Origin of the sequence: Bacillus sp. FSL K6-1284, assembly GCF_038002625.1 — a bacterium.
In the GTDB taxonomy this organism is placed as follows: Bacteria; Bacillota; Bacilli; order Bacillales; family Bacillaceae; genus Bacillus; species Bacillus paralicheniformis.
The window spans coordinates 1028974-1042215 of the sequence record NZ_JBBOCW010000001.1; the positions used below are offsets into that span (position 1 = coordinate 1028974).

11 protein-coding genes are annotated in these 13242 nt (G+C 47.3%); 10 read left to right on the forward strand and 1 reads right to left on the reverse strand.

Features of this window, described 5'->3' with window-relative positions; genetic code table 11:
• Positions 1-35 precede the first annotated feature (35 nt).
• Positions 36-3638, forward strand: coding sequence for a 5'-nucleotidase C-terminal domain-containing protein (locus MHB72_RS05175; protein ID WP_216920898.1), 3603 nt, complete (start codon positions 36-38; stop codon positions 3636-3638).
• Positions 3635-4219: a class D sortase gene (locus tag MHB72_RS05180; RefSeq protein WP_023856493.1), complete on the forward strand. Its 585-nt coding sequence runs from the start codon at positions 3635-3637 to the stop codon at positions 4217-4219. The genes MHB72_RS05175 and MHB72_RS05180 overlap by 4 nt, the downstream gene beginning before the upstream one ends.
• Before the next feature lie 31 nt (positions 4220-4250).
• On the opposite strand, the gene MHB72_RS05185 is transcribed toward MHB72_RS05180, so the two are convergent.
• Complete coding sequence (locus MHB72_RS05185; RefSeq protein ID WP_216920905.1) at positions 4251-5168, reverse strand: RluA family pseudouridine synthase; 918 nt, start codon at positions 5166-5168, stop codon at positions 4251-4253.
• 112 nt (positions 5169-5280) lie between these two features.
• Here MHB72_RS05185 and MHB72_RS05190 point away from each other — a divergent pair, with 112 nt between their 5' ends.
• From MHB72_RS05190 to MHB72_RS05225, 8 genes are all read left to right on the forward strand, one after another.
• Complete coding sequence (locus MHB72_RS05190) at positions 5281-5649, forward strand: DUF5365 family protein (protein WP_026579999.1); 369 nt, start codon at positions 5281-5283, stop codon at positions 5647-5649.
• 190 nt (positions 5650-5839) lie between these two features.
• A complete protein-coding gene (locus tag MHB72_RS05195; RefSeq protein WP_373367315.1) occupies positions 5840-6244 on the forward strand; it encodes a CBS domain-containing protein in 405 nt (134 codons plus the stop codon).
• Positions 6245-6383: 139 nt separating this feature from the next.
• Positions 6384-7046, forward strand: coding sequence for an HAD family hydrolase (locus tag MHB72_RS05200; RefSeq protein ID WP_101560634.1), 663 nt, complete (start codon positions 6384-6386; stop codon positions 7044-7046).
• A gap of 23 nt (positions 7047-7069) precedes the next feature.
• The gene (locus MHB72_RS05205; RefSeq protein WP_020450701.1) at positions 7070-8608 is read left to right on the forward strand and encodes a bifunctional GNAT family N-acetyltransferase/carbon-nitrogen hydrolase family protein; all 1539 of its coding nucleotides are present in this window, start codon (positions 7070-7072) and stop codon (positions 8606-8608) included.
• A gap of 335 nt (positions 8609-8943) precedes the next feature.
• Positions 8944-10572: a ribosomal protection-like ABC-F family protein gene (abc-f, locus tag MHB72_RS05210; RefSeq protein ID WP_216920907.1), complete on the forward strand. Its 1629-nt coding sequence runs from the start codon at positions 8944-8946 to the stop codon at positions 10570-10572.
• 243 nt (positions 10573-10815) lie between these two features.
• Positions 10816-11616: a formate/nitrite transporter family protein gene (locus MHB72_RS05215; RefSeq protein ID WP_050821050.1), complete on the forward strand. Its 801-nt coding sequence runs from the start codon at positions 10816-10818 to the stop codon at positions 11614-11616.
• Positions 11617-12129: 513 nt separating this feature from the next.
• Complete coding sequence (locus tag MHB72_RS22835; protein ID WP_023856501.1) at positions 12130-12309, forward strand: hypothetical protein; 180 nt, start codon at positions 12130-12132, stop codon at positions 12307-12309.
• Positions 12310-12323: 14 nt separating this feature from the next.
• Complete coding sequence (locus MHB72_RS05225; RefSeq protein WP_020450706.1) at positions 12324-13235, forward strand: AEC family transporter; 912 nt, start codon at positions 12324-12326, stop codon at positions 13233-13235.
• Positions 13236-13242: the final 7 nt, after the last annotated feature.

Below are 13242 nucleotides of genomic sequence, written 5' to 3' on the forward strand. Positions count from 1 at the left end.
AACTTGACAGGAAGCAAAAAACGGGAGGCGAATATATGGTCAATGTTCTAAAGTGTCGTTTTTTAGCTGGTTTGACGATCACCCTTATGATGATTGCGTCTTTTTTAGCGCCGTTTGCGGACGTATCGCGCGCTTCAGAAACGATTACCGTAGAAGAAGCGATTAAGCACAACGAAGGGCATGCAGCCGTTGAAGGGTATGTCGTCGGGCATACTGTGTCGAGCGGCCATTATCGTTTCAGCGGAAATTTCGCCAACGATTATAACATCGCAATCGCAGATAAAAAAGAGGAAACATCACCTGAGAACATACTCCCCGTGCAGATACCCGCATCTTTCAGAGACCAGTTCGGTTTAAAGACAAACCCTCATCTCATCGGAAAAAAACTCATCATTGAAGGCGAACGCTCTACATATTTTAATTCCCCCGGTTTGAAATCCGTTCAATCCATCACATTTTCCGGAGGCGATGCGCCGCCAGTCCAGCCGGAGATCAAAACGATAGCCGAGGCGCGCAAGCTTTTAAATGAAACGGTCAAAATCAAAGGAATCGTCACTGCGGATCAAGCAGCTGTCGGAGGAGGAAAACTGTCCACATTTATTCAGGACGACACGGCGGGAATCAATATTTATTCCGCTGTACAAGGCGATTTTCCGGAGCTGAAAGAGGGGATGTCTGTCTCGGTCACAGGGAAGATCACGACATTCAAAGGTTTGACAGAAATTGTTCCTGTACCGTCAGGCATTGAAGTAACCGGAGAAGGAGCGGCACTGCCTGACCCTGTTCCGCTGACCATTAAAGATGTGCTCGATCACGGAACGGCAGCTGAATACGAAGGCCGGCTTGTGAAGATGAAAGGCTTTATTGAAACAAAGCCGGATGCGCCGGCAGGCGGCGGCTATAATATCACGATGATCGATGAAAACTATCATCCGCTCACACTAAGGGTGATGGAACAAACGAACGCCGCCGAATCGATAGAACAAGGACAATGGTACGAAATTACCGGCGTGTTAAGCCGTTATGATACGGTGCAGCTTCTGCCGAGAAAGCAGGACGACCTTCAGATATTAGACGGCGTCGCGCATCCTCCCCCCGCTGCTGAAGGGGAATACGAAAGTGTTGTCGAACGAGTTGTTGACGGGGATACGATCCACTTAAAAGAGCCGGTTCTCGGATCTACAAAAGTCCGCTATGTCAACATAGATACAGCCGAAACTTATCATACGCCGAAAAATGAATTAGATGAAAACCAGCTGAAGCATGGAAACAAGGCGAAGGAATATTTGCAGTCTATATTGGCTCCGGGAGACAAAGTCACTGTGAAGGTGGGCAAAGAAGCAAAAGACAGCTACGGCCGCCTGCTTGCCCAAGTCATCACTGAAGACGGCGTCAATACGAATTTGCAGCTTGTCCAAAAGGGGATGGCTGTCACCTATTTCATTTGGCCGATTGGAAGCGATGAAGACTATCAATTGTTTCAAAGCGCCGTCAAAAAGGCAAAAGACGAGAAAATCGGCATTTGGAATCCCGCTGATCCCCTCCTCGAAATGCCGTTTGAATTTCGTGCCAGGGAGCAAGGCAAAGGGCTGACGCGGCACGTCGGAGACTCTGCGGAAAAAACGTATGTTGCGCCTGAAAAGTGGCGAGAGATTCCGGTGGAAAGACGAATTTTCTTTGCGACGGCTGAAGAAGCGGAAGCTGCAGCCTATTCGAAAAAAGAGCAAAGCGGCAATATTCCGCTGCGTCTGTTAAGCATGAATGATCTGCATGGAAAGATCGATCAGCAATATGAGCTCGATCTAAACGGCGATGGCCGGACGGATGGAACATTCGGCAGGATGGATTATGCAGCAGCATTAATCAAAGAAAAAAAATCCGAACGTGAAAATACGCTGATCGTCCATGCAGGCGATATGATCGGAGGAAGCTCGCCGGTTTCTTCCCTGCTTCAAGACGAACCGACAGTTGAAGTCATGGAGGAAATCGGATTTGATGTAGGAACCGTCGGGAACCACGAGTTTGATGAAGGGACCGAAGAGCTGCTGCGCATGTTGAACGGCGGCGAACACCCTGAAGGGAAAGGGACAAGTGGTTATGACGGACAGAATTTCCCGCTTGTCTGCGCCAATTGCAAGTTGAAAACAAGCGGGGACAGCTTTCTTCCTCCATATGAAATCATTGAAGTTGAAGGAGTGCCTGTCGCTTTTATCGGCGTCGTGACACAGGCGGCTGCCAATATGGTCATGCCCGAAGGGATTCGCTCAATTGAATTTACAGATGAAACAAAGGCCGTCAACCAGGCTGCAAAAGAATTGAAAGCGAAAGGGGTCCGGGCGATAGCGGTGCTCGCCCATATGACAGCTTCCCAGGACGGCGGAGTTGTGACCGGTGAATCAGCCGAACTTGCCAAAAAAGCAGATCCCGAGATCGATGTTATCTTTGCCGGCCACAATCATGAAGTGGTCAACGGCCAAGTCAATGATATTTTAATCGTTCAAGCATACGAATACGGGAAGGCAATCGGTGTCGTCGATCTTGAAATCGACCGGGAAACGAAAGACATCGTACACAAGAAAGCGGAAATCGAATATGTGAATCAGGAAAAGCTCAAGCCTGATCCGGCGGTCGGTCAGATACTGGATAAATATGAGCAGATGGTTGCGCCGATCATCGGTGAGAAAGTCGGTGAAGCAGCGCGCGATATGGCAGGAGGCTATTCAAATGACGGAGACACCCCTCTCGGAAATCTGATTGCTGACGGCATGCGGCACGCGATGAATTCAGATTTCGCATTGATGAACGGGGGCGGGATCCGCCAAGATTTAAAAAAAGGAACGATTACATGGGGAGACTTGTTCAATATCCAGCCTTTCGGCAATGTACTCGTCAGGCTTGAAATTAAAGGAAGGGATTTATACGATATTATAGACGCGCAAATATCCCCATCATACGGTCCGGATTACTCGATCAGCGGCTTTACCTACACATGGGACCCGAAAACAAATAAAACCGCGGATATCTTTCTTGAGGACGGAACGCCAATTGATTTAGACCGGACATATACGCTGACCGTAAACAACTTTATGGCATCTGCTTCGGGCAGCAAGTATTCGCCGATTTCCCGGCTTGGAAAAAATTCGGTCACAGGGCCGGAGGATATCGAAGCCACAGTAGAATTTGTCAAAAGCTTTAAAGAACCGATCGCTTATGCTGCCGAAGGACGAATCAAAAAATTAGCAGAAGATGATTCGCGTCCGGGAGAAGAGCCAGCTGATCCTGATGATGAAGAAAAACCCGGAAGCGGAGGCGCTGATCCGAATGACGAAGAAAAACCGGCTGGAGATAAGGGCGATGGAGAAAAGCCCGGCAATGACAGCGGAGAAAAGCCGGTTCATGGCGATACGTCAAAGAGCGGAGCTGCTCCTGTTGCAGGCGTGACGATCGGTGAAGGGGCGGATGCGCCGGAGGAGAAGATGGACGGTCTGTCAAATGATGCGTTTCTGTCAGATTCGCGTGAAGAGCACAAGCTGCCCGATACGGCGGCCTTTTACGGCGGTTTCCTTTTGTACGGCTTCCTGACATTTATGTTTGGAGCGATTCTTTATATGCGGAAAAGGGGTATTGCAAAACTATGAAAGTCAAGATGTTATCGTTTCTGCTTATGACGGCGGGGCTTGCCATTTTTGCATACGGCGGCTGGAAAATATTCGATATGAACAGACAGACCGATATTTCTTTAACTGCAGCAAAAGAAGCCATTGCATCGAGTCAATCCGTCCGTTCAGCAAAGCATCCCTCAGCGCCCGCATCGTTTAAACCCGACAACGGCGAAGCGGCAGGCATCCTCCATATTCCCAGACTGGACGCTGAGCTTCCCATCGTTGAAGGAACCAGTCCCGATGATTTGAAAAAAGGTGTCGGTCATTATAAAGACAGCTATTATCCAAAACAAAACGGGCAAATTGTTCTTTCGGGGCACAGGGATACGGTTTTTCGCAGAACAGGAGAGCTTGAAATCGGAGATAAGCTGAAAATCGAGCTTCCATACGGAAGCTTCGAATATGAAATCACACACACGAAAATTGTTGATCAAGATGATACATCCATCATCACGCTGCAGCACGAAAAAGAAGAACTGCTGTTAACGACATGCTATCCGTTTTCTTATGTCGGAAATGCGCCTGAGCGCTATATTATGTATGCAAAACCGCTTTAAGGCTGTCCTTAATGGACAGCCTTTTTTATGTTTAATCAATCGTGCCGAACAGTCGTCCGATTTCGTCTTTCAAGTCATCCGGCAGTGGTGCTGTGACAGTGACGGGTTCTTTTGTGATCGGATGGGTCACATTGATTTCGATCGCGTGAAGAGCCTGCCTCGGAAAAAGCCCCTCTGAACCGCCGTATAAAGTGTCGCCTGACAAAGGATGACCGATGCTTGCAAGGTGAACACGTATTTGGTGGGTTCGGCCTGTCTCCAGCTGCAGCCTGCATAGTGTAACATCGTGCCGGCTGTCATACTCTTTCGATTCAAAATGGGTCACGGCGGGCTGTCCGGAATCGGACACCCTTCTTCTGACGGGGTGGTACCTGTCTCTGCCGATCGGCGCCGAAATGGTTCCTGTTCTTTTTCTGAATTTCCCTTCCGTTACAGCTAGATATGTACGCGACAGTTCTTTTCTTTGCAGCTGTTCGTCTAAAAGGGCGTGGGCGAGGCGGTGCTTTGCAAAAACGACAGCGCCGCTCGTATCCTTATCAAGACGGTGGACGTGCCGGACTTTCCGCTCCTCGCCGTTCATTTGAAAATAAAACGCCACAAGGTTGCTCAGCGTACCGGTCTGGCCAGCTTCATTCGGATGTGTCGCCATTCCCGCCGGCTTATTGACAATGAGCATATGATCATCTTCAAACAGAACGGGAAGTTCCCCGTATTCAGGGACGATTCCGCTTTCTTCCTCCTCCCTGAGATCGATCATCACGCTGTCTCCGCTCTCCAGCCGAACGTTATGATCTACGGGTTTATGATTCACTTTAATTTTCTCGTTTGCGACCCAGTATTGAATGACAGGCTTCGATGCTTTCGCTTCTCTTTTTAGAAATGCAAATAAATGTTCGCCGTCATGCCGGCTGCCTGCACTAAAGATTAAGCCGTGGTTTTTTTGGTTCATTTTTACTGCTCCTTTCTGTAAAAAGCGTTCAGCCATTAGGAAACACTTACCTTCACAGCCCATTGTTTATGTATGATATTCTGATTGAAGAGATTTGAACAAGGGATGAAGGGTGATCAATTTGCGAATTGTAAAGGCAGCAACTGAAGAACAAGAAATTTATATAGAAGAGCTTGTATCAGAGCTGTATCAAATATTTCCATTGTACTTGAATAAACAAAAAATAAAAGAACTTAAAAAGCAGGGCATGCTTGAATTGAAAGAGGATGAATACAAAGGAACGCTCGATGAGGCGTTTCAGATTATGACAAGCCTGCAATTGATCCATGCCTTATTAACTAAGGCGAAGCGCCGGTGGATGCTGAAAGACCGTGATTTGTTCGATAAAAACTGCCGCAAGCTGAATGACTGCGGTTTGTACTTCCCTCTGACATCCGCCGACTTTCATATCGTGAATACCGAGAATAAAATGCTGATGTAAAATCGGCTTTTGCCTGAATTGAAAGAGCTTGTTCCGTTTTCGGAAAAGCTCTTCTTTTTATGAAAAGATGATATAAGAAATAAGCGGAAAACACAATGAAATGGTGCCAACTTCCTTTTTAGCATGTGCGCGACCTGTACATACTAACAATCGAAAGGGGTGCAGTCTATTGACGACAATCAGCAATGCAATGTCTAAGCAAGTGGCGACAATTTCTTCCAATCAAACGGTTCAAGAAGCGGCTGAGTTGATGAGCCGTCATAATATAGGGGCGATCCCGGTCGTAGATCAAGGCGTGTTAAAAGGAATGATCACAGACCGTGATATCACACTCAGAACGACAGCGGAAGGCCAGGATGGACAGACGCCTGTTTCAAACGTGATGACAACAAATGTTGTTTCAGGGAATCCGAACATGAGCCTTGAAGAAGCATCACAGCTGATGGCTCAAAGTCAAATCCGCCGTCTGCCGATCGTCGATAACAACCATTTAGTCGGGATTTTGGCGCTCGGGGATCTGGCGGTAAACGAAATGTCCAACGAATCTGCCGGACAGGCGCTTACGAACATCTCCACTCCGGCACGGACTCAGTAAGAACCGGAAGAGCTTGCCTCTTACAGCAGGCTCTTCTTCATTTATACATACCGGTTTTTAGTGTCTTCTCTTTTCAAGGGGCGGCAAGAAGGATACAATGAATGGTGCAAACAGTCAAAAGGAGTTGGGCTAAAGCGCGATGATTAAAGCAGTGATTTTTGATTTTGACGGTCTTATTTTAGATACAGAAACGCATGAATATGAAGTGCTCCAGGAAATTTTTGAAGAACACGGCTCAGAGCTGCCTATGTCGGTTTGGGGAAATGTCATCGGCACGGCCGCCGGATTCCAGCCGTTTTCTTATCTGGAGGAACAGCTGCAAAAAAAGCTGGACCATGAGCAATTGACGAAATTGAGGCAAGAGCGTTTTACGAAAAGAATGGAAAGCGAAAAAGCGCGTCCCGGTGTGGAAGCTTATTTGTCCGCGGCGAAAGAGCTCGGTTTAAAAATCGGCTTGGCGTCAAGCTCGGATTATAAATGGGTGTCTCAGCATTTGAAACAAATCGGCCTGTACGATGATTTCGAGTGCATCAGAACGGCCGATGATGTTGAGGAAGTCAAACCGAACCCGGAACTCTATTTAAAAGCGGCGGAGTGTCTCGGTGTGAATCCTGAGGAGTGCATTGCATTTGAAGATTCTGTCAACGGATCAGTCGCCGCGAAAAGAGCCGGAATGAAATGTGTGATTGTACCGAATAAAGTAACGAAAAGCCTGCTGTTCGAGCATTATGACCACCGTTTGGAATCAATGGCGGAAATGGAGCTTGAGCAGCTGATCGAAATAATTTCCAATCCATCATAAAGAAGGCAGAGGAGGAATGGGACGTGTCTGAAAAACTGGATCTTTCCCGCTTTGAAAAAAAGATTGTCATCCGCAATATTGAAGAAAAAGATATCGACAGCATCATCGGGCTTCAAGAGCTATGTTTTCCGGGAATGATCCCATGGAAACGGGAACATCTGGAAAGCCATTTGGAACACTTCCCGGAAGGCCAGTTTTGCGCAGAGCTTGACGGAGAAGTCATCGGTTCCTGTTCAAGCCTGTTGATCAACTTTGATGAATATGATGACAGACACACATGGCAAGATATTACAGACGACGGGTATATTACGAATCACAATCCCGACGGTTTAAACATGTACGGGATCGAGGTCATGGTTCATCCTGAATACAGACGGATGAAGATCGGCCACCGTCTCTATGAAGCGCGTAAAGATCTGGCAAGGCGCTTGAATTTAAAGAGCATTATCATCGGCGGCAGGATTCCGAACTATCATAAGTACGCTTCCGAGATGACGCCGAGGGAGTATGTCGAACAAGTCATCCACCACCAGATCTATGATCCGGTTCTTTCGTTTCAACTGTTGAACGGATTTACGATGATGAGGATCAATCCGAACTATCTCCCGGATGACAGAGCATCAAGCAAATATGCGACATTGATGGAGTGGAATAATGTCGACTACTTGCCGCAGACGAAGCGCTATTACAAATCAGCTTTTCCGGTGAGAATCTGTGTGATTCAATATGAGATGAAGCAGATTCATTCCTTCGAGGAGTTTGCCAACCAAGTCGAATACTATGCAGACGTGGCTTCAGACGCGGGAGCGGATTTTGCCGTCTATCCCGAAATCTTTACGACGCAGCTGATGTCGTTTCTTGAAGAGCGTTCACCGAGCCTGGCTGTTCAGCGGATCACCGAATATACAGAAGACTATATCAGCCTGTTCACAGATCTTGCCGTTAAATACAATGTCAACATTATCGGCGGTTCCCACTTCGTTGAAGAAGAAGGGAAGATCTACAATATCGCTTACTTGTTCAGAAGGGACGGAACTATCGAAAAGCAATATAAGCTTCATATTACCCCGAATGAACGAAAATGGTGGGGCATCAGCAGGGGGGACGAGGTGCGCGTCTTTGACACAGACTGCGGCAAAATCGCGATCCAGATCTGCTATGACATCGAGTTCCCGGAGCTCGGCAGAATCGCAACCGAAAAAGGGGCCAAGATTATTTTCACCCCTTTCTGCACGGAAGACCGCCAAGGCTATTTGCGAGTCAGATACTGTGCTCAAGCAAGAGCGGTTGAAAATCAGGTGTACACGGTTATTTCCGGTACGGTCGGCAATCTGCCGCAAACCGAAAATATGGATATCCAATATGCACAATCCGCGATTTTTGCTCCTTCAGATTTTGAATTCGCAAGGGATGGAATCGTCGGAGAATGCAATCCGAACATTGAAATGGTGGTCATCGGCGATGTCGACCTGGAAATTCTCAGAAGGCAGCGGCAGGACGGAACCGTCCGGCAGCTCAAGGACAGACGCCATGACATCTACCGGATTCATTATCAAAAATAGCAGATTCGTGTGCCGGCCGTTTTAGGCCGGCTTTTTCATGTTGACTTTTATCTTTATTTTTCATATATTGTAACTATTAAAAGGAGGTGGAAAAGATGAATCAAACTGGTAAGCGTATGACGGATATGCAAGCTCATCTGTATATTTGTCGCGCGATTTTTTCCGGGGAATGCGTATTACGGGATCAGTCTGCCCTTTTTTACACATTCAATTGGAAAAAATACCAGTGAGAGACATCTGCCCACAATCGGATTTTTGATGCTGACGGCGGGGTGTAAGCTCTGCCGTCTTTTTTTATGCTCGGTGTCTCTTTACGGAGTGCGGAGGAAAAATAGATGATGATATGCAGTTTGCAACATGTCGGGCAAACATACGGAGGACATACGATTTTCAGCGGGCTGTCATGGGACCTGCACCAAGGGGAGCGAATCGGTCTGATCGGACGAAATGGGGAAGGGAAAACGACGTTGTTGAAGCTGATCGGCGGCCAAACGAAACCTGATGAAGGCCTTGTGACTTGGAAAAAAGGATTATCAACGGGGCTCTTGGAGCAGAATCCCGCATGGGACGGCAGCCAAACGGTAAAAGAGCTGCTGTATGATGTTTTTTCGTCATTATGGGACACACAGCAGAAGCTTTCCCGGATTGAACGGCAATTGGCCGTTGAAAAGGACGAGGAAAAACTCAGTCTTCTTTTGGAAAAGTACGGGGCTTTACAAGATGAATTTCAACGGAAAGGCGGCTACGGCATCAGTGCGCAAATCGAACGGGTAGCGCACGGCTTGAATATCGAGCGGCTACTCGATGCCGAGTGGCGGGAGTTAAGCGGAGGAGAACGGACGAAAGCGGGTCTTGCCAGGCTTCTCTTGGCAGCTCCGGATCTGCTTTTGCTGGATGAACCGACAAACCATTTGGATTTGACAGCGATCGAATGGCTGACGTCTTTTTTAAAGCAGTACAAAGGCACAGCAGTCATTGTATCGCATGATCGCTATTTCCTGGATGAAGCGGTCACCTCAATTCTTGAAATCGACCAGGGAGAGCTTCACTTTTCCAAAGGCAGCTATACACATTATGCCGATGAACGGGAAGAGCGCCTCATGAGAGAATTTCATGACTATCAGGATCAGCAGAAGAAAATCAAAAAAATGAAGGAAACGATCAAGCGGCTGAAGGAATGGGCGAATCGCGCCAATCCTCCGAATGATGGCCTGCACCGGCGAGCCAAAAGCATGGAAAAAGCTTTGGAGCGCATGGAGAAGGTGAAGAAACCCGTACTGGAACGCAAAAAGATCGATTTAGCTTTCAGCATGGATGAACGAAGCGGAAAAGATGTCGTCAGGCTTGAGGATGTCTGCAAAAGCTTCGGTGAGCGGTTGCTTTTTGACAATCTCAGTATGCATGTCCGTTTTCAGGAGCGCGCCGCCATCGTCGGAGAGAACGGCAGCGGCAAAACGACGCTGCTCAACATCATTAGCGGAAAGGAAACACCGGACAGCGGTGACGTGCAGCTTGGCAGCAATTTATCGGCCGCATATCTGACGCAGCATGTCGGCGAAATGGAGGAAGAGCGCACGGTTTTAGCCGAATTCCGTGAACATGTTTCTGCATCAGAAGGCGAAGCCAGAATGTTGCTTGCAAAGTTTTTGTTTTTCGGCCAATCCGTCTTTCAAAAAGTGAAAAATTTAAGCGGAGGCGAACGGATGCGGCTTCGCTTGGCCCAGCTCGTTCACCAAAACCATAATGTGCTGATCCTCGATGAGCCGACAAACCATTTGGACATCGAATCGAAGGAGATGCTTGAAGAAGCATTAAGCCAATTTCAAGGGACGATTATCGCAGTTTCGCACGACAGATACTTTCTTGACCGGCTTTTCAATGTCACCTGGTGGCTTGACGGCAGAAAACTCGTCAAGTATGAAGGGAACTATACATTCGCAAGAGAGAAGCGGCGGCAGGGTTGACACATTTTTATCACATTTGATAGGATATTGCTACAGTTATAGAAGGCAAAAGCAATGGAATGTATGCACGGACTGTATATATTCTCTTTCGATATCTTAATTCTGCTTGATTTTGTTGTATGGGTATGCATACAAGTTAGGCAGCATTCAAACGCCTGGTTGACACAGGTTATTTGAGTGCTGCCTTTTTTATTGTCTTTCTGCCATAACTGTGAGAAAAGAAGAAATAATGGAGGTTTTAGTATGGCTTTTCGAAAACCGGATGAAATAGCGGATGCGGCAATTGAAGCAGGAATGAAAAAAATACAGCTCCCGCTGCCGTCTCTGCTTGTATTGGGGTTTTTAGGCGGCGCATTTATCGCGCTTGGGTACTTGCTTGATATCAGGGTAATCGGCGACCTGCCGAAAGAATGGGGAAGCCTGTCCAGCCTGATCGGAGCTGCCGTATTTCCTGTCGGTCTGATCCTTGTGGTGCTCGCTGGCGCTGAATTGATCACAGGGAATATGATGTCCGTTGCGATGGCTTTATTTTCAAGAAAAATATCACTGAAACAATTGGCGGTTAACTGGGGAATCGTTACGATTATGAACTTAATCGGGGCACTGTTTGTTGCTTACTTTTTCGGACATTTGGTTGGATTGACTGAAACAGGTCCTTATTTAGAAAAAACGATCGCCGTTGCACAAGGGAAACTCGATATGAGCTTCGGCAAGGTTCTCATTTCCGGCATCGGCTGTAACTGGCTTGTATGTCTTGCTGTATGGCTTTCTTTCGGCGCACAAGACGGAGCAGGAAAAATCCTTGGCATCTGGTTCCCAATTATGGCTTTTGTGGCAATCGGATTTCAGCACGTTGTCGCCAACATGTTTGTGATTCCCGCAGCCATTTTTGCAGGCTCGTTCACATGGGGGCAGTTTATCGGAAACATCATTCCGGCTTTTATCGGCAATGTCATTGGCGGATCCGTGTTCGTCGGTCTCATTTATTTTATTGGATACTACAAGAAAGACCGCTCCAGAAAAGAAATGAAGCGGGTATCATAAACAAAGGGCAAACATACAAATGCCGTCCGTTTTTGGAAAAAGATGATGATGAAATGGGATTAGGCGGGTGTACTTCAAAGTAAGAAAAAAGCAACGGAGGCTGAGCAGCATGACAATGAGACAGCAGAATGTGATACACAAGGAAAAGCTCATGGCTCATTCAGCCTGTGGAAGAATTCGTGTCCTTCCTTAACCAATGCTTATCGCACCTATTAAAATCGGAATAGACGGACATCCGCAACTCCCCGCAGGCAGTAGAGACAATGTATGTCTTCTTTTGTCTGCGGTTTTTATTTGCCCGCGGCAGAAAAAATGATGCCCTTTGAAAGGACAGTGAAAAAGACAGTTGCATTCGCCTAAACCAGCAAGACCGAAAGGCTGCCGGTCATATAAAAATCCTGAAACATGCCCATTGCTTGAGCACTGCCAAGATCAAAGAACCGCCAGAAAGTCATCATCCGACATGTACGGGAGGCCCGCAAAATCGTTTGTCTGTTTCAGGGGAAACGGAATGTGAGTGAACAAGTTCTCCTTACAGCCGCATCCCAGTACATGAAGAAGATTGCCGCATACCTAGCCAAGCAGGGCCGGGTATGCGGGATCTCTTTTACTGCAAACGGGCTGGAAACACCGTTGAAAACAAACGGAATTTTCTATATGATTGATAGTATTAATGAGAACGGTTATACATAAAAAGAAGGTGCATCATGGAGTTTGTGCTTGTTTTACTGCCGGTTTTCGGGATATTTGCGATCGGGTTCATCGGACAAAAGCTGCTTCATTTTGATATTCAGAACCTATCTAAAATGTCCCTGTATTTAATGTCTCCGTTTTTAGCGTTTGATACGTTTTATGAGAACAAGCTGACGATGGATTATATCTATATGTCTGTCTATTGTCTCGGCCTCTGTTTCATTTTGATTCTATTTGTCTACCTCATTTCATATGTTCACGGGTATTCCAATCAGGAGCGGTGCGCTCTCGTTTTATCATCCGCTTTCATGAATAACGGAAACTACGGCACTCCCGTCGTCCTGCTTGTCTACGGCACGGCCGGGCTTGATATCGCCGTTGTGCTGATGGTGCTTCAGCAGCTTGTCATGAGCACGATCGGCATATATTATGCAGCGAAAGGAAGCCCTGAAGCGGGCGGATTTAAAATTGTGATGACAAGGGTTATCCGGATGCCGGTCGCATACGGTGCCCTGCTCGGCATATGCTTTCAGCTGGGGCATATTTCGATTCCCGAACAGTTAATGACGGGAATTAAATTGGTGGGGGACGCCGCGATTCCGACGATTATGATTATTCTCGGCATGCAGCTTGCGGTGATTTCCTTTCAACATATCGAATATCGGAAAATTTCTTACTCGCTTTTGCTGAAACTATTCGTGTCTCCGCTCATTGCCTTGGGGTTTGCGCTGATCCTCCCCGTCGACGGGTTGGTTAAACAGATCATGGTGTTGGCGGCGGCCATGCCGACAGCGGCGAATACGACTTTGATGGCGGTTCAGTTTGAAACAAAGCCGGAAATCGTTTCAAGCGCGACTTTTATCAGTACAATGCTCAGCATCGTCACCCTTCCGGTCGTGCTGTGGCTGCTTTCATTATGGGGCTGACCTCGTT